The organism is Haloprofundus marisrubri (genome assembly GCF_001469955.1).
Classification (GTDB): domain Archaea; phylum Halobacteriota; class Halobacteria; order Halobacteriales; family Haloferacaceae; genus Haloprofundus; species Haloprofundus marisrubri.
Genome location: NZ_LOPU01000034.1, coordinates 20,104 through 45,153, shown reverse-complemented (window position 1 = coordinate 45,153; position 25,050 = coordinate 20,104). Strand labels below are relative to the sequence as shown.

General features: G+C 65.2%; 20 protein-coding genes. 8 read left to right on the top strand and 12 right to left on the bottom strand.

Translation table 11 applies throughout. The annotated features are described in order from the left end of the window. Positions 1-179: 179 nt before the first annotated feature. The 5 genes from AUR64_RS17185 to alaS all read right to left on the bottom strand — a co-directional run bounded on the left by AUR64_RS17185 (position 180) and on the right by alaS (position 6,460). A complete protein-coding gene (locus AUR64_RS17185; RefSeq protein ID WP_058583198.1) occupies positions 180-1,343 on the bottom strand; it encodes an acyl-CoA dehydrogenase family protein in 1,164 nt (387 codons plus the stop codon). Positions 1,344-1,424: 81 nt separating this feature from the next. After that, entirely contained in the window at positions 1,425-1,958 is a 534-nt protein-coding gene (locus AUR64_RS17180; RefSeq protein ID WP_058583197.1) for a hypothetical protein, read from the bottom strand. A 51-nt stretch (positions 1,959-2,009) separates the two neighbouring features. After that, entirely contained in the window at positions 2,010-2,726 is a 717-nt protein-coding gene (locus AUR64_RS17175; RefSeq protein ID WP_058583196.1) for a type 1 glutamine amidotransferase, read from the bottom strand. Positions 2,727-2,817: 91 nt separating this feature from the next. After that, the gene (locus AUR64_RS17170) at positions 2,818-3,606 is read right to left on the bottom strand and encodes an alpha/beta fold hydrolase (protein ID WP_058583279.1); all 789 of its coding nucleotides are present in this window, start codon (positions 3,604-3,606) and stop codon (positions 2,818-2,820) included. Between the two features lie 85 nt (positions 3,607-3,691). Beyond that, the gene (gene alaS / locus AUR64_RS17165) at positions 3,692-6,460 is read right to left on the bottom strand and encodes an alanine--tRNA ligase (protein WP_058583195.1); all 2,769 of its coding nucleotides are present in this window, start codon (positions 6,458-6,460) and stop codon (positions 3,692-3,694) included. Between the two features lie 110 nt (positions 6,461-6,570). Between alaS and AUR64_RS17160 the strand changes: the two genes are divergently transcribed. The 3 genes from AUR64_RS17160 to AUR64_RS17150 all read left to right on the top strand — a co-directional run bounded on the left by AUR64_RS17160 (position 6,571) and on the right by AUR64_RS17150 (position 13,802). Then, entirely contained in the window at positions 6,571-7,071 is a 501-nt protein-coding gene (locus AUR64_RS17160; protein WP_058583194.1) for a TspO/MBR family protein, read from the top strand. A 158-nt stretch (positions 7,072-7,229) separates the two neighbouring features. After that, positions 7,230-11,222 carry a hypothetical protein gene (locus AUR64_RS17155; protein WP_058583193.1) on the top strand — a complete coding sequence of 1,331 codons (3,993 nt, stop codon included), beginning with the start codon at positions 7,230-7,232 and terminating at the stop codon, positions 11,220-11,222. Positions 11,223-11,372: 150 nt separating this feature from the next. Beyond that, on the top strand, positions 11,373-13,802 hold the full coding sequence (locus AUR64_RS17150) for a GAF domain-containing protein (RefSeq protein WP_058583192.1): 2,430 nt from the start codon (positions 11,373-11,375) through the stop codon (positions 13,800-13,802). Between the two features lie 31 nt (positions 13,803-13,833). On the opposite strand, the gene AUR64_RS17145 is transcribed toward AUR64_RS17150, so the two are convergent. Then, positions 13,834-14,862, bottom strand: a complete 1,029-nt coding sequence (locus AUR64_RS17145; protein WP_058583191.1) for a threonine aldolase family protein — start codon at positions 14,860-14,862, stop codon at positions 13,834-13,836. Positions 14,863-15,254: 392 nt separating this feature from the next. On the opposite strand from AUR64_RS17145, the gene AUR64_RS17140 reads away from it, so the two are divergent. Further along, positions 15,255-16,340, top strand: coding sequence for an aminopeptidase (locus tag AUR64_RS17140; RefSeq protein WP_058583278.1), 1,086 nt, complete (start codon positions 15,255-15,257; stop codon positions 16,338-16,340). 122 nt (positions 16,341-16,462) lie between these two features. Here the strand turns inward: AUR64_RS17140 and AUR64_RS20160 are convergent, their stop codons facing one another. Then, positions 16,463-16,627: a DUF1059 domain-containing protein gene (locus AUR64_RS20160; RefSeq protein ID WP_082230838.1), complete on the bottom strand. Its 165-nt coding sequence runs from the start codon at positions 16,625-16,627 to the stop codon at positions 16,463-16,465. Between the two features lie 120 nt (positions 16,628-16,747). Further along, positions 16,748-17,206, bottom strand: a complete 459-nt coding sequence (gene lrp / locus AUR64_RS17135) for an HTH-type transcriptional regulator Lrp (RefSeq protein WP_058583190.1) — start codon at positions 17,204-17,206, stop codon at positions 16,748-16,750. Positions 17,207-17,331: 125 nt separating this feature from the next. Between lrp and glnA the strand changes: the two genes are divergently transcribed. Continuing rightward, positions 17,332-18,702, top strand: coding sequence for a type I glutamate--ammonia ligase (glnA, locus tag AUR64_RS17130; RefSeq protein WP_058583189.1), 1,371 nt, complete (start codon positions 17,332-17,334; stop codon positions 18,700-18,702). Between the two features lie 9 nt (positions 18,703-18,711). On the opposite strand, the gene AUR64_RS17125 is transcribed toward glnA, so the two are convergent. The 4 genes from AUR64_RS17125 to AUR64_RS17110 form a co-directional block, all read right to left on the bottom strand. Further along, positions 18,712-19,626 carry a phosphatase PAP2 family protein gene (locus tag AUR64_RS17125; protein ID WP_058583188.1) on the bottom strand — a complete coding sequence of 305 codons (915 nt, stop codon included), beginning with the start codon at positions 19,624-19,626 and terminating at the stop codon, positions 18,712-18,714. A gap of 30 nt (positions 19,627-19,656) precedes the next feature. After that, positions 19,657-20,916: a YihY/virulence factor BrkB family protein gene (locus AUR64_RS17120; protein ID WP_058583187.1), complete on the bottom strand. Its 1,260-nt coding sequence runs from the start codon at positions 20,914-20,916 to the stop codon at positions 19,657-19,659. Positions 20,917-21,050: 134 nt separating this feature from the next. Further along, positions 21,051-22,175, bottom strand: coding sequence for a tRNA (guanine(26)-N(2))-dimethyltransferase (locus AUR64_RS17115; RefSeq protein ID WP_058583186.1), 1,125 nt, complete (start codon positions 22,173-22,175; stop codon positions 21,051-21,053). A 61-nt stretch (positions 22,176-22,236) separates the two neighbouring features. Beyond that, a complete protein-coding gene (locus AUR64_RS17110; RefSeq protein WP_058583185.1) occupies positions 22,237-22,455 on the bottom strand; it encodes a hypothetical protein in 219 nt (72 codons plus the stop codon). Between the two features lie 107 nt (positions 22,456-22,562). Here AUR64_RS17110 and AUR64_RS17105 point away from each other — a divergent pair, with 107 nt between their 5' ends. From AUR64_RS17105 to prs, 3 genes are all read left to right on the top strand, one after another. Further along, positions 22,563-22,937: a hypothetical protein gene (locus tag AUR64_RS17105; protein WP_058583184.1), complete on the top strand. Its 375-nt coding sequence runs from the start codon at positions 22,563-22,565 to the stop codon at positions 22,935-22,937. 359 nt (positions 22,938-23,296) lie between these two features. Further along, on the top strand, positions 23,297-24,124 hold the full coding sequence (locus AUR64_RS17100) for an HVO_0234 family beta-propeller protein (RefSeq protein ID WP_058583183.1): 828 nt from the start codon (positions 23,297-23,299) through the stop codon (positions 24,122-24,124). 66 nt (positions 24,125-24,190) lie between these two features. After that, positions 24,191-25,042, top strand: coding sequence for a ribose-phosphate diphosphokinase (gene prs, locus AUR64_RS17095; RefSeq protein WP_058583182.1), 852 nt, complete (start codon positions 24,191-24,193; stop codon positions 25,040-25,042). Positions 25,043-25,050: the final 8 nt, after the last annotated feature.

The following is a 25,050-nucleotide window of genomic DNA, read 5'->3' as shown; positions in this document are numbered from 1 at the left end:
ATTGACTGTAAGATAGTCGGACTGGTCGAGCGGCTGTTTTCGAGCGGATTCGCTCGAACCGGCCTACTCGAACGCCGCAATCCCGGTTACTCACCGCGATTGCGGGAGGTCTCGAAACAGCCTACTCGAACGCCGCAATCCCGGTTACTCACCGCGATTGCGGGAGGTCTCGAACCGGCCTACTCGAACGCCGCAATCCCGGTGAGGTCCTTCCCCAGTACCAGCGTGTGGATATCGTGGGTTCCCTCGTAGGTGTAGACGGTTTCGAGGTTCGAGAGGTGCCGCATCGGCGAGTAATCGGTCGTGATGCCGTTGCCGCCGAGCATCTCGCGGGCGATGCGGGCTTGGTCGCGCGCCATCCGGACGTTGTTGCGCTTGGCCATCGACACCTGTTCGGGTCGGAGGTCACCGCGCTCTTTCAGGTCGGCGAGGCGGTACGCGAGCAACTGACTCGTCGTAATCTGGGTCGCCATCTCCGCGAGTTTCTCCTGTTGAATTTGGAAGCGTGCGATTGGACCGCCGAACTGCTCGCGGTCGGTCGCGTACTCTCGCGCCGTCTCGAAGCAGTCACGTGCGGACCCGACCGCACCCCACGCGATGCCGAAGCGCGCCTGCGTCAGACACGATAGGGGGCCTTTCAGCCCGGAGACGCCGGGCAGGACGTTCTCCTCGGGGATGCGAACGTCGTTGAGGCCAATTTCGCCCGTGATGGACGCGCGCATCGAGAGTTTGTCGTCTATCTTGTTCGTCGTCACGCCGTCGCGGTCGGTTTCGACGAGGAAGCCGCGAATCGGCGACTCTTCGGCAGAGGTCTCACGCGCCCAGACGACGGCCACGTCGGCGATGGGCGAGTTCGTAATCCACGTCTTCGAGCCGTTGAGGACGTACTCGTCGCCGTCGGCCTCCGCGCGCGTCTCCATTCCACCGGGGTTCGACCCGTGCTGGGGTTCCGTCAGTCCGAAACAGCCGACGGCGTCACCAGTGCCTAACTCCGGCAGCCAGCGCTCCTTCTGTTCGTCGCTGCCGAAGGCGTGGATGGGGTACATCACGAGCGCACCCTGCACGCTCGCCATCGACCGGATGCCGGCGTCGCCGGCTTCGAGTTCCTGCATTAGGAGTCCGTAGGCGCGTTCGCCCACTCCCGGAAGGCCGTAGCCGTCGAGATTCGGCGCGTAGAAGCCGAGTTCGCCCATCTCGGTGATGAGTTCCTCGGGGAACGTTCCGGCCTCGTAGTGGTCGCCGATGTCCGGCTTGACCTTCTCCTCGACGAATCTGCGAGCGGTGTCGCGAATCATCCGCTCTTCCTCGTCGAGGTCGGCCTCCAAATCTACGTAATCGAGCATGTACAACTCTGCGGGGCGTCGGGTGAAAAAGCGTTCGCAAGTGTTGCCTGTTGACGTGGGGGGCGGTGACGGCCGCCGACGCTACGACTCGGCGGCGGTGACGTCGACAACTTCCGAGACGTACGGCAGGTCGTCACGCTTCTCGAACCGGAGAACGGTCCGGTTGCCCGGGTCGAGGCGATTGAATCCTTCGCGGTCGATTCGGTAGCCGTAGGCGTTCCCGGTCGGCACGCCCACGACGTTCTCCGGTTCGTACATGGTGAACACGACGCTGTACTCGACTTTTTGGTACGCCGATTCCAGTCGACTCGCCATCGCCTCGTCGACGGAGACCGACCCGTCCTCGAACGTCGGTGAGTCGGACTCCTCGTATCGCACCGTCTGCAGGTCAAGTGAGACGGGCGCGCGGTCCACAACGGGGCCGTCTTTCGGCTGAACGTCGAGGTACGGGCGGTTGCTTCGCTCATCGGTCACACGAACGCCCTTCGACTCGACGGCGGCGACGACGGTCGGCGCGGTGAAGACGTTGCGGCCGAGACAGCCAGCAGTCGCCACGACGCTCCCTGTCGTGGCGAGACACGCACTGAGAAACTCACGGCGGGTGTTGGAGGACATCGCCGCGTCAGTTTCGCGGAGACTGACAAGTATCTTGTCGATTCTACGGTCTCAGAGTTCTGCGCTCGGTCTGTCGCGGCGCTCCTTGCGGGCGCGTTCGGCGTGGGCGACGAAGTTGTCGAACAGCCGTTTCGCCTCACAGGCGGCGTCGAAGTTCTCGGCCGTGATGCCGTCGAGTACGCCGTCGACCCGTTCGTCGCCGAGGCGTTCGCGCTTGCCTTCGCTCACTTCGCGGGCCGTCTCCATGTCGTACTCGGGGTGGAACTGGACCCCGTAGCTGTCGCCTTTGCGGAAGGCGTGGACGCCGAACTCGTTTTTCGCCAAGAGTTCCGCGCCCGGCGGCAGTTCGAGAACGGCGTCACCGTGGGTGGTGAACACGGTAAACTGGTCGTCGATACCCTCGAACAGCGGGTCGTTGTCGAGATGTTCCACTTCGTTGTAGCCGATTTCGAAGTCGTCCATCCCGCCGACGCGTCCGCCGAGCGCTTCCGCGAGTACTTGGTGGCCGTAGCAGACGCCCAACACGGGAACTCCGCGCTCGTCGGCCTCGGCGACGTAGTCGACGAGCGGTCGAATCCACGCCTCGTCCCAGTAGACGGACGCCCGAGAGCCGGTGACGACGACGCCGTCGTAGTCGTAGCTGTCGGGCAACTCGCCGTCGCTGGCGGCGAACTCCACGAGGTCGGCGTCGAGTTCGCGTCTGAAGTTTCGTCTGGTGCTGCCGCTGCCGTGAGAGGCGTCGAGAAGCGCAAAGCGAAGTCGGCTCATGGAGGAAAATCAGTTCCTCGGTGCTGAAAGGCGTTGCGTCCGGGCGAATCCTGCCGGCGTCTGTGCTGGGACTCTGGAGGAGACGAATTCGCTACAGATACTCGGCGTCTGCTTGTTCTTCCAGAAACGCCAGCAGACGGTCGTTCACGTCCTTCGAGGCTTCGACGCCCACGAGGTGGGCCGCGCCGTCGACGGCCTCGAACGTGCCCCGTGGGAGTTCGTCGGCGAGTTCCCTTCCCGATTCGACGGGCCACACCGAGTCCGCCGTCCCGTGCAGTACGAGCGTCGGCACCGTGACCTCGTACAGTCGGTCGCTGACGTCGAAGCCCTCGACTGCGGCCGCCTGTGCCTCCCACGCCGCCGGCGACGCGTCCTCGTCGGCGCGCCACGCGACGATGCGGTCGACCACGTCGGGATGTCGGTCGACGAACGCCTCGGAGAGGCCCGCTTCGGTCGTTCGTCGGAGTGCGTCGTGGTCTCTCGGGTCCGCGCGCAGCGAGTCCAACTCCGGTTCCGCACCCGTCGCCGCCGTCGCCAACAAGGTCAGACTCGCCACGCGGTTCGACGAGAGCGCCGTCTGGAGTGCGACCATCCCGCCGAGACCCGCGGCGACGAGGTGCGCTTTCCGAACTCCGTGGTCGGCGAGGACGACTTCGAGGTCCTGTGCGAGCTCGCCGACGGTGTACGGACCGTCCGGCACGTCGGAGCGACCGACGCCACGGTGGTCGTAGACGAGACTCTCGAACGGGCCGGCGACGACAGCGTGCTGCCAGCCCCACTGCCACGCGCCGTAGCCCGCATCACCCACGAAGGCGACCGTTTCACCGTCGCCGTCGGTCTGGTAGTGAAGCGAGACGCCGCCGTTCGTTGCAGTAGCCATTGCCGGATGTTCGTCTCTCGGCACCGTCAGCGTTGCGTCTGCGAGTCGTAAAAGAACGAAAAAGGGGACCGCCGTCCGCAGGTCGCTACGCGTTCAGGACGTTCCGAAGCACGCCCGGCGCTTCGTCGAGCGCTTCGTCGAGGTCGTCGGCGTTCGGGCCGCCACCCTGTGCGAAGTCGGCGGGACCGCCGCCGCCGCCGCCGACCATGCCGGCGAGTTCGCCGACGACTTCGCCGGCGTTGATGCCGACGCCGTCGGGGACGCTCACGACGAACTGGGCGCTGCCGCCCGCGCCGCTACCGAGGACGGCGACTTTGCCGTCTTCGGAGAGCGCCGTCGCGGTCGCACGGAGTTCGTCGGTGTCGGTGTCGAGTCGCTGGACGACTGCAGGCGTGCCGCCGATATCTATCTCCTCGGCGTCGGCCGCCGCGCGCGCCTCGGCGAGTTCCTGTTTGAGGCGGTCTATCTGCTTGCCGCGCTCCTTCCACTCGGTGAAGAAGCGCTCGGCGGTGTCCGGCACGTCCTCGGGATTGACGTCCAGCACCTCGGCCGCGTCGCGCAGGTGGTTCTCGGTCTCCTGTGTCGCGCGAATCGCGGCGTCGCCGGCCGCGAAGACGATGCGTTCGACGCCGTCTTGGACGGGTTCGGTGGTGAGAATCTTTATCGCGCCGATATCGCCGGTTCGTCTGACGTGGGTGCCACCGCAGGCTTGGATGTCGTCTGCGACCTGAATGAGCCGAATCTGCTCTCCCGGTGGGATACCGCCCTGATACAGGTCGAAGCCGTACTTCTCTTGGGCGTCGTTGCGGTCGGGCCACTCCTGTTTCACCGGGATGTTGTCGCGGACGAGGCGGTTGGCGACGCGTTCTATCTCCTCGACCTGTTCGCGCGTGAGGCGCTCGTAGTGGGTGACGTCGAAGCGCGAACGCTCGACGCCTTTCTGGGCACCGGCCTGTCGGACGTGGTCGCCGACGACTTCGCGGGCCGCGTAGCCGACGATGTGCGTCGCGGTGTGGTGCTGCATGAGACTGCGGCGGCGCTCGATGTCGACTTGGCCGCGGACGAACTCGCCCTTGCCGGGGTCGTCGGTCGTCCGGTGGAGGATGACGCCGTCGCGGCGCTGGACGTCGGTGACCTCGACGGAGCCGTCTTCCGAAGAGAGGTGGCCGTGGTCGGCGGGTTGGCCGCCGCCCTCGGGGTAGAACATCGTCTGGTCCAACACGACGTCGTAGCCCTCCTCGCGCTCGAACACGTCGAGGACGACGGCCTCGAACTCCGTGCGCTCCTGGTCGTCGTAGTAGAGGCGTTCGGTCTCGGGGAGGTCCGAGAGACGTTCGTCGCGCTCCGTCGTCGTCTCGGCCTGTTGGGGCGTGTCGTGGCGTGCGGCGACCAGCGAGTAGAAGTCGTCGGGAATCTCCACGTCGACGTCTCTCTCGTCGGCAATCTCTTGGACCATATCCGGCTGGATGCCGTGGCTGTCGTACAGTTCGATGAGCTCTTTCGTGGGGATTGGCTCGCCCTTTTCGGCGAACTCTTCGGCCAACTGGCGGACCCGTCGGCCGCCACGTTCGAGCGTCTCTCTGTACTTGCGCTCCTCGGTGCGGACGATATCACGAATCGTGTCGCGGTTCTCGTAGCCGAGACGCTTTGCCTGCATGTCGACGAGTTCGTCCAGCGGCGCGTCGACGCCGACGTTGTCGACGAGACGTTTGGTCCGTCGGAGGACCATCCGCGAGAGGTAGCCCGTCCCGACGTTCGAGGGGACGATGCCGTCGCCGAACATGTACGCGAGCGTCCGGCAGTGGTCGGCGATGGCGTAGATGTCTTCGAGCGGCCGCATCAACGCAGTGAGTTCCTCGGGGTCGGCGTCGAGTCGGCCGGCGATATCGGAGCGCGCCGTCTGCATGTCCTCGGCCTCGTCGATGTCCATCGCTCCCGCCAACTTTGCGGCGCGGTGGACGAGTTCCTCCTCCTCGTCGGTGTGGTCGACTCCGGCGTTCTCCTTGAGGAACGCAATCATGTCGGGGTACACCGCCTCGTACACCGTCGGCGTCCCTTGGCTCATCCACGTCCAGCGTTCGAGGCCGTAGCCGGTGTCGACGATGTACGTGTCCATCGGCGAGTAGCGGTTTCCGTCTTTGAGTTCGTACTCGCCATCGGGGTCCTGTTCCATCGACATGAAGACGAGCGTCGCCAGCTCTGCACCTTTGTAGATGACTTCGATGGCGGGTCCGGCGTTGCCGCCGCCGACCCACGGGTCCTCGATGTACGTTATCTCTTCGACGTTCGCGCCGAGGCTCTCGAAGAACTCGTCGCAGTACTGCACCGTCTCGTCCTTCCAGTACACCTCGCCCTCGTAGGCGTACTCGTCGCCGACTTCCTCGCGGGCGTTGAACGCGTGGTGGGCCATCATCTCGAACGCCATCGTGTGGCGGCCCGTCTTGCCGACGTTGTCGATGTCCTGCATCCGGATGCAGGGCTGGCTGATACACAGCGGGTTCGCCGGCGGCGGCGTCTCACCCGAGGTGACGAGCGGTTGGAAGTCGTAGATAGACGCCTGCGTCAACAGCACGTCGTCGCGCCAGCGGTTCGCCGCGACCGGGTACGGGTCGATGCGGGTGTGGTCGTTCTCCTCGAAAAACGAGAGGAACTCCTCTCGCATCTCCTCCATCGTGTGCGACTCGGCGAATCCGGGGTCACCGATGAAACTGTACTCGTCGCACGGCGGTTCACCGCACGTCTCGCGGTCGTGGTCCCGGGTCCAGAAGTGGGCACCACAGGAGACGCACTCCTTGCGCTCGAAGTCGTTCTCCTCGAAATAGTCGAGACGATACTCCGATTCGAGACTGCTCATTGGTTCTGTTTGGCCGATGACCGGCTAAAAGGGTTCGGGAACGCCCGGCGGCGGCGTAATTCCGAGCCGTCGGAGCAAACGTTAGGCTCCCTGCACACGTCTTCGAAGCTATGGAGAGTACACAGAGTCGAACGCTTCCCGACGGTCGCTCGCTCGTGACGGCGCTCGCGTTCGTCGTTCTCGTCAACGCCATCGGTGCGGCCCCGGCGCTGCTCGCCGGTCCCGACAGCGCGTGGTTCGCTTCGCTCGAAAAGCCGTGGTTCTACCCGCCGCCGGTCACTTTCGGTATCGTCTGGACGACGCTGTTCACGCTGCAAGGCATCGCACTGTGGATACTGTGGCGACAGCGCCCGTCGTCGGCGGTGCGGACGGCGTACGCCGCCTTCGCCGGTCAGTTCGTGCTCAACCTCGCGTGGACGCCGGCGTTCTTCGCGCTTCAGATGCCGCTCGTCGCCTTCGGCATCATCGTCGCGCTGTGGGCGGCGATTCTCGTCACCATCGCGCTGTTCAACCGCGTCGACCGCAGGGCCGCGGCCCTACTCGTGCCGTACCTCCTCTGGGCGTCGTTCGCTGCCGTTCTCAACTTCGAGATTTGGCGGCTGAACGGATAGAAAACGGCGAAACCCTGCTGCTCTCCGCTACTCCGTCCCCCAGTTACCCGTCGGTTCGCCGACTCTCTCATCTTTGACTTGATTTTTCACTGAGTTAAAATTAACTCTAGATGAGAATCATCACAACAAGTATTTATTAATTCGATGGACTCTTGAGTATGTCTCAACTCCCGAAAGGCACGAGACGAGCGTTTCTGAAAGCAGGAGCCGTCACGGCAGTCGGTGTCGGTACGCTCTCCGGCGGGGCGACGGCGGCAGTCAACGGCTGGTCCGAAGTCGACTCACCGACCGGCCAAACGCTGTACGACGCGGTGATGACCACGGAAGGACCGTACGCGGTCGGTGCCGGCGGTGTCGTCCTTGCGCGCCGCGCCGACGGCTGGCAACCGGTACTCGAACGCGGGCCGACAGTGCAGTCGAACCCTCTCAGAGGAGCAGACGTGACCGACGACGGCCGCAACGTCTGGTTCTGTGGCGGCAGCGGCGTTATCGGTCAGTACGACGTCGTCGACGAGCAACTCACCGACTACTCCGCACCGATGGGTAAGACGAGTACGTGGCTCAACCTCGCCGTCGTCGGCACTGCGGGGAGCGAAACCGTCTACCTCGTCAACGGTTCCGGCGAGTTCCTCTCCGGCACGAAAACGCCCGACGGCGGAATGGACTGGGGCGAGGTGTTCAAGCCCGGCGGCGGGTCGAGCGCGCCCGGCATCGACTTCTACAGCGAGACGGAGGGCTACGTCACGGACACCAACTCCAAAGTGTATCGGACGACCGACGGCGGCGAGACGTGGACCGACGTCGGTATCCCCGGCGCGGGCGTCGGCCTCTTCGACGTCGGCGCACTCAACGAAGGCGACCTCGACGTCGCGGGCGCGGGTGGGAAGATATTCCGCCTGAACGACGGTGACGGGAAGGGATGGAAACGCAAGAACGTCGGCTCGAACACCGTGTTGTCGCTCGTCCGTGCCGGCGCTGCGGGTCTCGCCGCCGGGACCGGCGGGTTCGTCTACGACCGCCGCAAAAACAAGTGGACGAAGACGGAGACACCCACGACGTCGACGCTTCGGGGTGTCGCCCTCGACGCGACTGACAGCTATCCAGATGTCTCTGTCGGCGACGGCGGCAGTATCATCGAACGCGGCGAGTTCGCCGCCTCGTTGCCGAACAGTATCAGCATCACCACGTCGAGCAGTGACACGACCGAATACCGCTTCACCGTCGACGGCGCGGTCAGGGAGACGGGAACCGTCGAGTCCGACGACACCGTTCAGAACTCGGTGCTCTCCGACGACGTGGTGACCGGCAGCGTCGGCGGCAGCGACGACGACGACTCGTACACCTTCTCGGGGGAGATTACCGACTTCGAGGTGACGTCGGGGAGCACCCAGAACATCACCATCTCGGTCGACGGCACTGCCAAGACCGTCGCAGAACTCGCCGACGAACCGTGGATCGAAGTCGAATCGCCGACCGGCCAGACGCTGTACAGCGCGGTCCAGACACAGGAAGGTCCGTACGCGGTCGGTGCCGGCGGCGACGTTCTCGCGCGCCGCGCCGACGGCTGGGAGCAGGTCCTCGACGCCGGGCCGACGACCGAATCCAACACGTTGCGCGACGCCGCCGTCACCGACGACGGCCGCAACGTCTGGTTTGCGGGGGGGAGTGGCGTCGTCGGTCAGTACGACGTGACCGACGAGCAACTCACCGACTACTCCGCGCCCAAGGAGAAGACCTCCACGTGGGAGGGTATCGCCGTTACCGGAGACGCAGGCGCAGAGACCGTACATCTCGTGAACGGTTCGGGAGAGGTGCTTCGCGGCACGAAGAACTCGGAAGGAGGCATGGATTGGGGGACGGCGTTCAAGCCCGGCGGTGGCTCCAGCATGAAAGCCATCGATTTCCTCGACTCGCAGACCGGCTACATCTGCGATACGAACGCGAAAGTGTACGAGACGACCGACGGCGGACGGAGCTACACCGACATCGGCATCAGTGGCGGAAGCGTCGGCCTCTACGGTATCACCGCCACCGCACGCGACGATATCGTCGTCGCCGCCGGCGACGGGACGCTGTTCCGCTACAACGGCGCGGTGTGGACGAAACTGTACGCCGGTGGCAACGCGCTGTTCGGCGTCGACCGCTTCGCCGAGACTGGCCTCGTAGCCGGTAACGGCGGCACCGTCTACGAACTGACTCAGGACGGCTGGGAACCCGACGAGACGCCGACGACGGCTACCTTACAGGGTGTCGTCCTCGACGGAACGGGAACGTACCCCGATGTCGCCGTCGGTGCGAGCGGCACGATAATCGAGCGCGGCGAGTACACCGCGCCGCCGAGCGACGACGAGGAGACGTTCGCCGACTGGACCACGGCGGAATCACCCACGGGCCAGACGCTGTACGGCGTCGTCCAATCGCAGGAAGGGCCGTACGCCGTCGGTGGCGGCGGTGACGTCCTCGCGCGCCGCGCCGACGGCTGGGTGCGTGTACTCGACACCGGCCCGACGACGGAGTCGAACACCTTGCGCGACGCCGCCGTAACCGACGACGGCCGCAACGTCTGGTTCGCCGGCGGCAGCGGCGTCGTCGGCCAGTACGACGTCGCCGACGAGCAGTTGACCGATTACTCTGCGCCGAACGGGAAGACCTCGACGTGGGAAGGTGTCGCCGTCACCGGCAACGCCGACACCGAGACGGTCCACCTCGTGAACGGTTCCGGAGAGGTGCTTCGCGGCACGAAGAACTCGGAAGGAGGCATGGACTGGGGCGAGGCGTTCAAACCCGGCGGTGGCTCCAGCATGAAGGGAATCGACTTCCTCGATTCGCAGACCGGATACATCTGCGATACGAACGCGAAAGTGTACGAAACCACGGACGGGTGGCGGAGTTACTCGACGCTCGGCATCAGTGGCGGAAGCGTCGGCCTGTACGATGTCACTGCCACCGCGCGCGACGACATCGTCGTCGCCGGCGGCGACGGGAGTCTCTTCCGTTACAACGGCGCGGTGTGGACGAAGAACGAAGCGGGTAGTCGGGCCCTGTTCGGCGTCGACCGATTCGAAGAAGCGGGCGCTGCCGCCGGTGCCGGCGGCGCGATGTACGTCCTGACCGGCGAGGGCTGGGAACCCGAGGAGACGCCGACGACGGCCATCCTGCAGGGCGTCGCGCTGGACGAGACGGGGTCGTACCCCGACGTGGCCGTCGGCGCGAACGGCACGATAATCGAGCGCGGCGAGTACACCGCACCGCCGAGCGAGGACGACCCGAGCTTCGCCGGGTGGACCGAAGCCACCTCGCCGACCGGCCAGTCGCTGAACGCCGTCGTCGAGGGCGCGGACGGCCCGTACGCCGTCGGTGGCGGTGGCCGAGTGGTGACCCGACGCGACGGCAGTTGGCAACTCGTCGTCGAGAAGGGGCCGACGGGCGAAGAGAACACGCTCACCGGAGCGGGCGTCACCGACGACGGCGCACGCGTCTGGTTCTGCGGCGGGAGCGGCGCTATCGGTCAGTACGACGTAACCGACGGTACGCTCACCGACTACTCCGCGCCACTGGGGAAAACCTCGACGTGGGAGGCGATGGCCGTCGCCGGACCCGCTGGCTCCGAACGCGTGCTGCTCGTCAACGGTTCCGGTGAGGCGCTCGCGGGCGAGAAAGCGTCTGACGGGTCGATGAACTGGGGTGAGGTGGTCAAACCCGGCGGCGGTTCCAGCGCGAAGGACGTGACGTTCCTCGACTCGCAGACCGGCTACGTCTGTGACACGAACGCGAAAGTATACGAGACGACCGACGGCGGCGAGAATTACACTACGATTGGCATCGACGGCGGTTCTGTTGGCCTCTACGGCGTCGCCGCCGCCGCACGAGACGACCTCTCCGTCGCGGGCGGCGACGGTTCGGTTCTCCAGTACAACGGTGCCGTCTGGACCAAACTCTCCGTGAGCGCGGGTGCGCTGTACACCATCGACCGTGTTGGCTCCGACGGCCTCGTCGCCGGCGGCGGTGGGCGAATCTTCGCCCGCACCGACGAGGGGTGGCAGCAAACCGAGACGCCGGTGACCGAACGTCTCGACGGCGTCGCGTTCGTGAGCGACGGCCCCGACGTGGCTGTCGGTGCCAACGGGACCATCCTCGAACGCGACGACTGACCCGAGTCGGACGGTATCTTACCCCGTACTGCCCGAATTTTTGGCTATCGGGGTCAGAAGACGACGAATCCGGATTTTCTCGTCATTCGATTCCCTCCGGAATCATTATATTGGTGCTGGAACACTCACCGGAGTAATACACTCTCTCTCATGGCATCCGAATCGTCGGTCAGGGTTCTCCTCGTCGCAGACGCCCCCGTCGACCGTATCGACGCGGTACTCGACGCCGAGACGACGTTCTCGGTCCGACGATGCGGTTTCGACGCCGTCGACGCGCACCTCGCGGACGTCGACTGTCTCGTGCTCACCGACGCGCGGTCGCTCTCCGGGGCCGCACGCGGGATTCCGACGGTACTCTGTACGGACAGTTCGGCCGCCGCCGCCCGACCGCAGCGATACGACGCGTTCGCGCCCGCGGACGTCCCGTCGACGTTGCCGGCGCAGATTCGGTGGGCGACGCGCCGGAACGACACCGCAGACCGTCGCCGAATCGCCAAACTCCACGAGGGGGCAGCGACGCTCATCGCCGCTCGAAGCGCCGAGGAGTTGTACGAATCGACGGTCGATATCGCCTCTCGGGTGCTCGCGTTCGACACCTGCTACGTCGGCGTCGTCACCGACGACCCGAATTCGACCGGAACCGAGCGAGGAACGGCCGACGGGGGTACTCACACCGACGGCGAGGAGTGGGTCGTCCCGACGGCGATTCAGCCGGCGTCGGCGTACGTCGCCGAACTCCCGGTGTCGCACGGAGTAGCCGGTGAGACGTACCGAACCGGCGAGTCGCTGCTCATCGGCGACCTGCAGGCGAATCCGGTGGCCGAACCGTCCGACCCCGACTATCGTTCGGGCATCAGCCTCACTCTGGGTGACGGGGCCGTCTTCCAAGCGATTTCCACGCAGGTGAACGCGTTCGACGAGACGGACCTCCACCTCGCGGAGTTGCTCGTGACGTACGCGACGGAGACGCTCTCACGTATCCGCTCGGAGGAGGCGCTTCGACAGCGCCGCGAGGAGATTGCACGCCTCCACGAGGCGACGACTGAACTCGTCGGATGTGCCGACGAGGACGAACTGTACCGACGAGCCATCGAGACGGCCGAGAACGTTCTCTCGTTCGACTCCTGCTACGTCCGGATGGTCGAGGACGGCCAGTTCGTCGTCCGGGCGGAGACGAACCGTTCGTCGCCGTGGACGCTCGGGTCTATCCCTGTCGGCCACGGCATCACCGGAAAGACGCTCTCGGAGGGCCGTTCGTTTCTCATCGAAGACGTCCAACGTGACACACGTGCGGACCCAGTCGACAACGGATTCCGCGCGGCGCTGAGCATCCCTATGGGTGATGCAGGTGTGTTTCAGGCGCTGTCGGCGACGCCTGCCGCGTTCGACGAACGAGACCTAGAGTTCGCCGAGATTCTGGTGTCGTACGTCCGCACGACCCGCTCGCGGATTCGTTCCGAGCGAGCGCTTCGCACGCGGGAGCGCGAACTCACCGCCGAGCGCGACAGACTCGGTGCGCTGTTCGAGAACGTCCCCGACGCCGCCGTCGCCTACGAGTTCGTCGACGGCGAACCTATCGTCCGCCGGGTCAACTCGGCGTTCGAGGAGGTGTTCGGCTACGACGCCGACACCATCGTCGGCGAGAACGTCGACGAGTACATCGTCGCCGACGGCGACGACGGCGACGACCCGAGTTCCGCACCGCGACTCAACCGGCAACTGCAGGACGGCGAAAGCCTCCGCCGCGAGTGCCGCCGGCTCACCGCGGACGGCCCCCGCGAGTTCCTGCTTCACGTCGTCCCGCTGGCCATCGGCGAGACGAACGTCGCCGGCTTTGCCATCTACACCGACATCACCGAGCGGACACTTCGAGAAAAACGCCTCGCCCGACAGAACGAGCAGTTAGAGGAGTTCGCCCACATCGTCTCACACGACCTTCGCAACCCGCTTTCGGTCGCGGTGGGACATCTCTCGTTGGCCCGCGAAACCGGTTCAGAGGAGTCGTTCGAGGCGGTCGAACGCTCGCTGGACCGGATGGACGACCTCATCGACGACCTGCTCTCGTTAGCGCGGGCGGGGCGCACCGTCGAGGAACGGACCCCGCTGGACGCCACCGAGGTCGCCACACGGGCGTGGGCCGGCGTCGACACCGCCGACGCGACGATTCGCCGGGAGGGGTCGATACCCGTCGACGCCGACGAGAGCCGACTGCGCGAACTGTTCGAGAACCTCTTTCGCAACGCCATCGAACACGGTGGCGAGACGGTTTCGGTCACCGTCGGCCCGGTCGACGACGGCTTCTTCGTCGCCGACGACGGCCCGGGCGTCGCCGAGGCCGACCGCGAACGCGTCTTCGAACGTGGCTTCTCGACCGGTGGCGACGGTATCGGCGTCGGCCTCCACATCGTCCGCACCATCGCGGAGGCACACGACTGGTCGGTGACCGTCTGTGACAGCCCTGAAGGCGGTGCCTGCTTCCACTTCGTCACCGACGAAACGACCGACCCTGCCGACGCCGAGGCGGTCGAACTCTCGGACGACAGCTTCCCGACGCTCGGCAACGCGTCGAAAGAAGAATAGCTGCTCTTCGTCTCTCAAGCCGCGTCGACCATTATCGGACTGCGTCGACGGCCGTCCCGATACGGTCGAGCGCCTCGTCGACGTCTTCGGCTGTCACGTCCCAGTTCGTGCAGAGTCGGACCGTCGTCTCGCCGAACGCGCCGCAGGCGACTCCCTCGTCGACACAGGCGTCGACGAATTCGTTGGCCGTGAGACCCGCGCCCGCGACGTCGACGACGACGATGTTCGAGTCGGGGACCGGCGCGCTGAGGCCCGACAGGTCGTCCAGTCCCGCGGCGAGCGTCCGCGCGTTCTCGTGGTCGTCGGCGAGTCGGTCGACGTTCTCCAGTGCGAGGAGGCCGGGTGCGGCGATGATGCCCGCCTGCCGCATGCCGCCGCCGAGCAGTTTTCGCGTGCGACGGGCGCGGTCGATGTACGCCTCCGACCCGGCGAGAATCGAGCCGACGGGTGCGCCGAGACCCTTCGAGAGACAGAACATCACGCTGTCGACGTTCTCCACCAGTGATTCGGGGTCCTCGTCGAGAGCGACGGCGGCGTTGAACACGCGCGCGCCGTCGAGGTGGACCGGGACACCGAGGTCGTGGGCGGCTTCCGCCGCGGCGTCGATATGTTCCTTGGGCACGGCGACGCCGCCGCGGCTGTTGTGGGTGTTTTCGAGCGTCAGAAGGCCCGTACCGGGTCGATGGAGGTCCTCTTCGACGTAGCGTTCGCGGACCTGTTCGGGCGTCGGCACGCAGCGCTCGCCGCAGTCGATGGTCCGGACTTGGAGCTGTGAAAGTTGGGCGATGCCGCCGAGTTCCCACTTGACGACGTGGGCCTGCTCGTCGCAGAGCAGTTCCTGACCGCGGTCGGTGTGAACTCGGACGGCGATTTGGTTGCCCATCGTCCCCGAGGGAACGTAGAGCGCCGACTCCATGCCGACGAGGTCGGCCGCGCGGCGTTCGAGTTCGTTGACGGTCGGGTCGTCGCGGTAGACGTCGTCGCCGACGTCGGCGTCGCGGGCGGCCTCGCGCATCTCCGCGTTCGGCATCGTGACGGTGTCGCTCCGGAGGTCTATCATACCACGGCGATACCGGTGCAGGGGCAAATAGTCGGTGGTGGCGGAAACGTTGGGTTGGAGACCAGAGCAGGACCGACCGCCGTGGCGCGCGGCTCAGTCGCCCTTCGGGGCGACGGGTCGCGTGCGAGGTTCTCGGGAGCGGAGCGACCGAGGGCTCGGAGCGGCGCAGCGCTCCGGTGGATGATGTGTCGGAGCGACCAGCGGGAGCGAGACACGAATCGGTTGGGGAGGCTGTGGTGCGGTTTCTCGGTGCGCCCGGCGGCAGAAAACAGCACCCGACCCTCGAACTCCGTCTCGCCGTCTCTTCACACCCGACGTACAGCACAGAAGAATCACGAAAATCACACGACAACTCCGAAAGCCGTATCCACCCCCCACAAGAACCCCGTGTCATGGACCCGCGTATCCGCGAACACGCACAGACCATCGTCGACCACTCGACGGATATCGAAGCGGGCGACAACGTCGTCGTCCACATGCCGAGCGAGGCCGAGGACCTCGCCGTTGCACTCCACGAACTCATCGGTGACCGCGGCGCGAACCCCGTCTTTCTCACCAACTCCGACCGCGCCGAGCGGGCGTTTCTCCGCGCACGCGAGGACGAGTTCGACACCCCGGCGCACAAACTCGCGCTCTACGAGGAGATGGACGTGTACATCGTCGCCCGAAGCGGCGGCAACGTCTCCGAGAAAGCCGACGTCGCCCCCGAGACGAACGCGGCGTTCCGCCGCGCCGAGCAGGAGATTCTCCACGAGCGACTCTCGAAGACGTGGTGTCTCACGCAGTTCCCGACGACGGGCCACGCCCAACTCGCGGGAATGAGCACCGAGGCCTACCAGAACTTCGTCTGGGACGCCGTCACGCTCGACTGGGACGCCCAGAAGGAGTTCCAACAGCAGATGGTCGACCTGATGAACGACGCCGACGAGGTGCGCATCCAATCAGGAGAAGAGACGGACATCACGATGAGTCTCGCGGGCAACGAGACCATCAACGACTACGGCGAAGCCAACCTCCCCGGCGGCGAAGTGTTCACCGCGCCCGTCCGCGACGAAGTCGACGGCGACGTCTACTTCGACCTGCCGCTGTACCGCTACGGCCGCGAAATCGAAGGCGCACGCCTCACGTTCGAAGACGGCAAAGTCGTCTCCCACAGCGCCGAGCGAAACGAGGAACTGCTGACGAGCATCCTCGACACCGACGAAGGGTCGCGCTACCTCGGCGAACTCGGCATCGGGATGAACCGCGCCATCGACCAGTTCACCTACAACATGCTGTTCGACGAGAAGATGGGCGACACCGTCCACATGGCCGTCGGCAGCGCCTACGCCGAGTGCGTCGGCGAGGAGAACGAGGTCAACGAGTCCGCCGAACACGTCGACATGATCGTCGACATGGCCGAGAACTCCACCATCGAACTCGACGGCGAAGTCGTCCAGCGCAACGGCACGTTCGTCTTCGAGGAGGACTTCGAGTAGCGAGTCTCTGCGGTTTCACTCTCCGTTCTGCGAGCGCAAGTGAGCGAGCAAAAGGTGGAACTGGCACGTTCGTCTTCGAAGCGGACTTCGAGTAAAACAGTAGAAACGACGTTCTCACACACTCACGCTGAGTGCATCATCCCGCGAACGTCGTCGTCGGAGACGGACAGGTCGTGCGTCGATTTCGCGTGCGTCCGGACGAACTCGATGAGTTCGGTTTCGTTCTCGGAGGTGACCTCGAAGTCGCAATCGAAGCCGTGTTCTCGGCAGGTTACTCTGTGGCTCATAGCAGTTCGCAGAGAGTACGCGCTCCGACGAGATAACTCGGTACTGCGGCGTACGGGACCGTCCGGTTCGGTGGCAGTCGCTCGTCGTCGAGGCGAGATGTGAGAACGGATTCGGTCAGTCTACCGGTTGATATCGAGTTCGAACTGCTGGTTCTCGACGACGGAGTTGAGCACGACGCTCGTGTTCGACTCACGGATGTCGACGTCGGTGAGTAGTTCCTTGATCTGCTTGTTCATCCCGTCGGTGTCTCGGAACTTGCCGATGGCGATGACGTCGTAGTCTCCGGTGACTTCGTACACCGAAATCATCTGTTTCTGTTCCTGCAGGCGGTCGGTGATGTCCGGCAGGGCGCTCCCTTCGACTTTCAGTTGGATGACTGCCGTCACGTCGTAGCCGAGTGCGTCGTAGTTGACGACGGGTGTGTACCCCTCGACGACGCCTTCGGCCTCCAAATCTCGGAGGTGATTCGAGATGGTCGTCACCGACACGTCGAGTTCCTCGGCGAGACTGCGGAGGCTCGCGCGGCCGTCACCGAGCAGTGCATTGATGAGTTTTGCGTCGAGGTTTTCGTACGTCATACACCCACGCACACACTGGGGGCATTAGAATTTAACGAATATCCAATTCTAACACGTAACCGGGCGTTTTGCGGTAAGCGATAAGGTCTTTATACTGGGTGTACACGCATAGGCTGTTCAGAAATATGACGGACGAAAACGTCTCTCCAGACGGGGGGTTGAGCACCGAAGCGCAGGCAGTCATCGACGAAATCGAGGCACAGAACGTCGATTTCCTCCGCCTCCAGTTTACCGACATTCTCGGCACGGTGAAAAACGTCGCTGTTCCGGCCAGCCAGGCCGAAAAGGCGTTCACCGAAGGCATCTATTTCGACGGTTCCAGCATCGAAGGATTCGTGCGCATTCAGGAGTCCGACATGCGTCTCAAGCCGGACCCGGCGACGTTCGCCATCCTCCCGTGGCGCAAACACGAGGGCGGCGCCTCCGCCCGCCTCATCTGTGACGTCATCAACACCTCCACGGGCGAACCGTTCGAGGGTGACCCGCGCTACGTGCTCAAGCAGGCTATCGCCCGCGCCGACGAGATGGGCTACGAAATCAACGCCGCGCCCGAACCCGAGTTCTTCCTGTTCGAGGAGGACGAAGACGGCCGCGCGACGACGAAAACCAACGACGCCGGCGGCTACTTCGACCTCGCGCCGAAGGACCTCGCCTCCGACGTCCGCCGTGACATCATCTACGGCCTCGAATCGATGGGCTTCGAAATCGAAGCCAGCCACCACGAGGTCGCCGAAGGCCAGCACGAAATCAACTTCACGTACGACGACGCGCTGACGACCGCCGACAACGTCGGAACGTTCCGCACGGTCGTTCGCGCCATCGCGGCCGAACACGACCTGCACGCGACGTTCATGCCCAAGCCTATCGCCAAAGTAAACGGCTCGGGGATGCACACCCACATCTCGCTGTTCGAAGACGGCGAGAACGCCTTCCACGACGACGACGACGAGTTCAACCTCTCGGAGACTGCAAAACAGTTCCTCCAAGGTATCCTCGAACACGCGCCCGCTATCACCGCCATCTCGAACCCGACGGTCAACAGCTACAAGCGCCTCGTCCCCGGCTACGAAGCACCCGTCTACGTGGCGTGGTCCGACCGCAACCGTTCGGCGCTCATCCGCAAGCCGGCCGCCCGCGTTCCGGCCGCAAGCCGTATCGAAGCGCGCTTCCCCGACCCGTCCTGCAACCCGTATCTCGCGTTCGCCGCGCTCATCCACGCCGGTCTCGACGGCATCGAGCAGGAACTCGAAGCACCCGAACCGGTTCGCGAGAACATCTACGAGTTCGACGAGGAGAAACGCGAAGAGTACGGCATCGAGACGCTCCCGTCGAACCTCGGCGAAGCGCTCGAAGCGCTCGAAGAGGACGAAGCCATCCAGAGTGCGCTCGGTGAACACATCTACGAGAAGTTCCACCAAGCGAAGTCCCAAGAGTACGACGAGTTCCGCATCGACGTCTCCCAGTGGGAACTCGACCGCTACCTCGAGACGTTCTAACGCGGAGAACTACGCCGTTCGAGACGTTCCATCGTTTTTTTGCCCGTCGCTGCGCCCTGCGAGCGCCGGCAGTCCGACGAGAATCGAGAGGCCAACAGCTCCGGCGACGAGCGAGGGGACGAGTCCCACGTCACCGAGATACGCGGCGACCCACGGCACGCCCGAAAGCGCGAGGCCAGTGGCGGCGACGGGGACCGAAACCGTGCGTTCTGTGGGGTCCAGACGCCGCCAGACGACCGCACCGGCCGCTGCCGCTCCGAGCGTTACCGCCACCGGCCCGAACTCGGAGGGGACGCCCCTGACGACGACGGCGACGAGTGCAACCGCCGCGGCGACGGCGGCGACACTGAACGCGCGCGTCGGGTCGCCCTTTGCCACCCGCAGCGTCACGGCGAGGTAGGTGACACCGACGGCGACGCCGGCGAGTACGTCGACCAAGTAGTGGACGCCGAGGACGAGTCGCGCGAGACAGACGATACCGACGAGGCTGCCCGCGACGAGTGCGCGTTTTCGGCGGTTCCACACGTCGAGTACTGCCGCCGCGCCGCCGTAGGCGACGGTGGTTCCGATGGCGTGCCCGCTCGGAAACCCGAACCCGCTTCCAGTGGCGACGTTCAGGTACACCGCCTCCAACGCCGGTGGCAACCACGGCGGAATCGACGCGGTGCCGGCGTTCGGCGGGCGAGGGAACGCGAACGTCGCTTTCAACGCGAGTGTCGTCGCCAGCGCACCGACCGAGAGTGCGATGAGCAACGCCCCTGACCGGCGCGGGTTCGAGGCGATTCGCTCGCCGGCGAGGAGATACAGTAACCCCAGCGTTGCAAAAAGAAACCAGACGTCGCCGAGTTGGGTGAGTAGAGCGAACGCGGCGACGACCGGGTCGGGGAGATTCGAGAGCGCCTCGGTGAGGCCAAGTTCACGCATCAATATCGTTACCGTTGGGTTGCGAGTCGCTTAGGAGCGTCGCTTGCGTACCCAGTCGGCGGCGCGACCCGGCACGCCCAGCGCGTTGAGGCCGACGCCGACGACGACGAAGATGACGTAGAGGCCGAGTGTCGACAGGAAGATGATGAGCATCGCCAACACGGCGACGAGCGGCGCTTCGCCGAGGTAGTAGAACGCGCCGAGCGTCAGCACCGTGCCGTAGAGCAACACGAGATACGGACCCCAGCCACGGGCTTTGCCGCGGCGCATTCGGCCGCGGACGTAGCGCTTGAGTTCCGCTTCCAACTCGGGTTTCTTGACCGTTCGCTCGTCGACGTCCGACTCGAAGGCGTCGAGTTCCGCCTGTAGCTTCTCGACTTGACGCGAGAGTTCGGAGATATCCGGCGCACCGCTCGGTTCGACGTCCTCCTCTCGGGTAACCTCCTCGTCGGACATATCGCTTGGTTTCTCCTGTCGGGCCCCTTCTTGTTGTACCTGCCGGTCCGTGAGACGGTTCGAGAGAACGGCATTCACGACTGCGCCGACGAGGATGATGGTGCCGCCGAAGTAAAACCACGTGAGCAAGAGCAAAATCCCACCGAGCAGTCCGCCGACGCCGCTGGAGGCGGCCGCGTAGACGCCGAAGACCGCACCGAGAATCGACCAGCCGACGGCGGCGAACACCGTCCCGGGGAGCACCTCCCGGGGGGTGACGCCCACGTCGGGAAAGACGTAGTACAACGGGAAAAAGGCCGCACAGAGCGTCAAGAGCAGCATAACCGGTCCGATGAATCCGATGTACGGAATCTGCAGGAGAGCGATGACCGTACTGACTGCGATGACGCCGACGACGCCAGCACCGATAGCGCCGATGACGATGAGGCCGTCTTTCACTTGGTCGAGGATACCGCCGGTTTCGGAGCCGTACACCCGCGAGAAGGCGGTGTCGACGCCGCGGAACAGTTTGAGCGCCCCCCACGTCGTGAGGGCGAGACTCACGACACCGAGGCCGCCCTGCGCTGTCTGGTCCGTCATCGCGCTGAGCACCGCATCCTGCGCCGACGGGACGAGATACTGTTCGGCCAGCGTCATGACTTCGCCTCTCAGTGCGTCGCCACCGATGAGTCCGGCGAGAACGACGGCGAGCACCAACAGCGGAATCAGCGAGACGAACGCGTAGTACGAGATGCTCGCGGCCAGAAACGTCACTTCGCGCTCCTGCACCTCCGTCACGACGGCTCGTATCGTGCCGACGTAACCGGAAGACGAGTTGAGAGATGCCGTTGACACGTGACAGTGTTCAGCAACCGGTTACAAGTAATCGATGGACAGTATCATCCTTAGAGAGCGTATCCGACGCGTCTGTTCGTCTACTGCGAGTCACACGACCGATGCGAGTCGTGGATTCGCGTCCCCTGCTGTCTCTACTCGGGCCGCGTCGCCTCGCGCATCTCGGCGACGCTCGCGTCCGTTTTGAACGCAGTACCGCTGTAGTGTGCCTGTGACGCCTCGTATCCCGCATCCCGGAGGTCCGAGAGGAACTCGTCCATCGCGTTCGCCGAGCGGTTCCACTGCTTGCAGAGGCGGTGTTGGTCGTAGTGGGTCGGTTCGTCGAGTTCGTCGGCGATGGTCGACAGCATCCGCGACGCGCGCTTTTTCGTCCCCATTTCGTCGTCGAGGTGCGAGCGAACCGACCGGGCGAACTCGCTTTCGGCCGTCGGACCGAGCCATATCGGCCCCGCAGACAGCAGTCGGTTGCCGTCGCAGTGCGGACACGTCTCGGGCGGGTGCGACAGCAGACCGAACTCGTGGGTTCGGGTGAGACAGTCCTCGCAACTGTGGACGTAGCCCAGTTGTTCGACGAGCGCGTCGGCGCTGGTCGCGCGGTGGTCGAGTTCGAGATACGTCCGCGCGTAATGTCTGGAGACGTGCGAGAGAACCGGTTTCGCGGCGATGTCGTAGCGCGCGGCGGTCCGAATCAGCGCCGACAGGAGCACGCGAAGCCCCATCTCGGCGTGGAAGTCGGTGTTCTGCGGGAGCGTCGAGTACTTCCGAATCCCGCTGTTCTGGTGGGCTCCACAGAGCGGCGCGGTGTCGGTAGCGGTGACGCAAACCATGTTCCGCGCGTTCGACAGCGCCGCGTCCGCGAAGGGGATGGGCGTGCCGAACGGGTCGACGTCGACGACGTCGTACACCTCGCGGTCCCCGTAGAGCAGTTCGTTGACGTTCTGTTCGAGAATTTCTCCCTCCAGTCCGTTGCGCTCTATATTCGAGCGCGCGAGTTCGACGGCCTCCGAATCGATATCCGCGCCGGTGACGCGCCATCCGTCGGCGGCGGCGCGAACCGCCCGAATCCCGCTGGCGGTCATCGCGTCGAGATACGTCTCCGCGCGTGGCTCTCGTTCCTTGTACGCCCGAAGCGTCGCCACGGTCACGTCGCGGTTCAGTTCCTGTGTCGGGTTGAAGAACACGCTGTCGCCCGCGCCCTCGCTGGCCCCGTCGCGGGAGTCGGCGACGTCGATGTCGACGCCGCCCTCGTGAATCTGCATACCCCGACTCGCCCACCGGCGGCGAAAAGTGACGCGGTCCAGTGGCGTCGGGTTTCGAGACTCACAGCGACAGAAGTCGAAGCGCGACGACTGCCGCGACAGCCATCGCGGCGGACCGGACGGCGGCGTTCGACGCCTGTTCGACTCGTTCTGTGGGGTCGTCGCCGACGTACCGGACGCCTATCCACAGGAGTGCCGTCACGACGAGGACGCCAGAGACGAGCAGTTCCAGTTCGGAAGGGAACGGTGGTGGGTCCGTCATCGTCGACATCGCTGACATCGCTTCGGACCACACAGCTACCACTGATAACGGTTGCTCCGAACTCGGCACTCGAATCCGCCGCCCGCATCGAACCGGTTTTGTGGGGTCCCCGAGAACCCGGCGTCGTGAACGGTGTCGACGGTGGCGACAGCGACGACGGCGACGACGACTGGCAGGCCGCACTCGCGGACGCCGGAAAACTGACCGGACCGGTAGTCGAGACGCTCGTCTCCGCGCACGGCACGCGCGCGACGCAGGCCATCGAAGCCGTCTCCGAGCGTCGCGTCAAACGCTACCGGGATTTCACCGTCGTCGTCGGCTACGCCGAGGAGTACGTCGTCGAGGAGGGCAGTTGCACCTGCAAAGACAGTTCGTACAATCTCGACCCCGACGACCCCGAGCAACGCTGTTGGCACGCGCTCGCGGTCGATATCGCCGATGCACTCGAACTCGTCGACCACCACGACATGTGGTACTCCGACGTCCGTGAGTTTCTCTGAGTCGACGTGGGCCGGAGTTCGTGGCGACCCGCCGGTCAGGAGTCGCCGAGGCCCCGCACCTCGAAATCCGCGCGCTGACAGTCGGGACAGTACCTCACACCATAGGGTCGAAGCGTTCCGTCGTCGCGTTTCTCGCCGGGCAGCGCTCGCTCGCAGTGTTTGCAGATGAGGAGTACTTTCTGAGACACGTCTTCTTGATGGGGAGGTGGTTTCACAGCGGGCATGCCATGCATGTTATTGTCTCACTATTCAGTTGTGTGGAACGGTTCAGTTCTCTTCAATGGTGTGGGTTTAAACTCCGAACGACTGGTCAGTTTCGAGACGGAACGTTTTCGCACCCCCCTCCCGACTACGGACGTATGCCAACTATCGACGAAAAGCGGGTCTACGCCGACAAAACCGGCAAGGCGGAGCTGTTCGTCGCCGCAGCGCTCGGCGTCGTCGTCGTCGACGTCTCCGACGACCGAATCGGTGGGTTCGGAATCGACCACCGATGCACGGCGCTCGACGTTGCGAGCGCGGCCGGACACATCGCCGTCGCCACCGACGAGCGCGTTCTCCTCGACAGAGGCGAGGGGGAGGGGTTCGAGAACGCGGGCTTCGGGTCGGCGGTGGCCGTCGGTTTCGACGGCGACGACCTGCTGGCGGCAGACGAGTCCGGACGCGTCGCTCGGCGAGCCATCGACGCGGCCGATACCGACGAGAACTCGGACGCGTGGACGACGCTCGGAGAAGTCGACCACCCGCGGGCCATCGACGGGTCGCTCGTCGCCGCCGCCGACGGCGTCCACCGTGTCGACGGCGACGCGCTCTCACACGTCGGCCTCGACGACGCGCGCGACGTGTCGGCTTCGGGCGTCCCCCTCGCAGCGACCGGGTCGGGACTGTACGCGCTCGGTAACGGCTGGATGGACGTACTCTCGGGGTCGTTTCGGGTCGTCGCCAGCGACGGCCGTCGCGCGCACGCCGTCGGCGACGGCCGCGTCTACGCCCGCACCGACGACGACGAGTGGGAGACGCTCGACGTGCCGGTCGACGAACCGCTCGTCGGCGTCGTCCACGGACCGGCGACGTACGCCGTCACCGAGGCAGGCACGCTCCTGATGGACGCCGGCGACGGCTGGCGCTCGCAGACGCTCGGTCTCGACGGCATCGCCGGTGTCGGCGTTCGCTTCATCGAGGAGTGAACCGAGAGACGCTGCTGGCGCGCCGGTAACGAAAACGGGTTTAGGCCGGGACGAGGAGAGCGAGATATGATTGTCTCCGGTTCGACTTCGCAGGCGTTGTCGGCCGCCCTCGCCGCCGAGACGGGCGAGTCGCTGGCCGTCGCCGAGTACGACCGCTTCCCCGACGGCGAACTGCTCGCGTCGATTCCCGACTTCGACGACGACCGAGCCGTCGTCGTCTGCACGACCACTTCTTCGGATGCACATCTCGAACTGCTCCAGTTGCAGGACGCCGCCCGCGAGGCGGGTGCAGAGGAAATCGTCACCGTTCTGCCGTACATGGGCTACAGTCGTCAGGACAGCGCGTTCAAGTCGGGCCAGCCGATTTCGGCGCGCGCCGTCGCCCGCGCGGTCAGTTCCGGGGCCGACCGCGTCGTGCTCGTCACACCCCACGAGGAGCGCGTCGCCGATTTCTTCGACGTGCCTTGCGAGACGGTCGACGCTTCCTCTCTCTTGGCCGACCCGCTGCCCGACGACCTCCGAGAACCGCTGTTTCTCGGCCCGGACGCCAGCGCCGAAGACCTCGCCGAGGAGGTCCGCGACGTGTACGGTGCAGGCGACACCGACTACTTCGAGAAGACGCGCGACTACGACACCGGCGAGGTGAGCGTCGAACCGAGCGACGCGTCGGTCACCGGTCGGGACGTCGTCGTCGTCGACGACATCATCGCCACCGGGTCGACGATGAGCGAGGCGGTCGGCGCACTCGCGGACGGCGGCGCGAACAACGTCTTCGCCACCTGCGTCCACCCGGTGCTCACCGGCAACGCGCGGACGAAACTCGCCGCTGCGGGCATCGAAGCGGTGTACGGGACGGATACGGTCGAACGAGAAGTGAGTGCGGTCAGCGCGGCGTCGGTCGTCGCCGACGCGCTCTGAGTGGATTT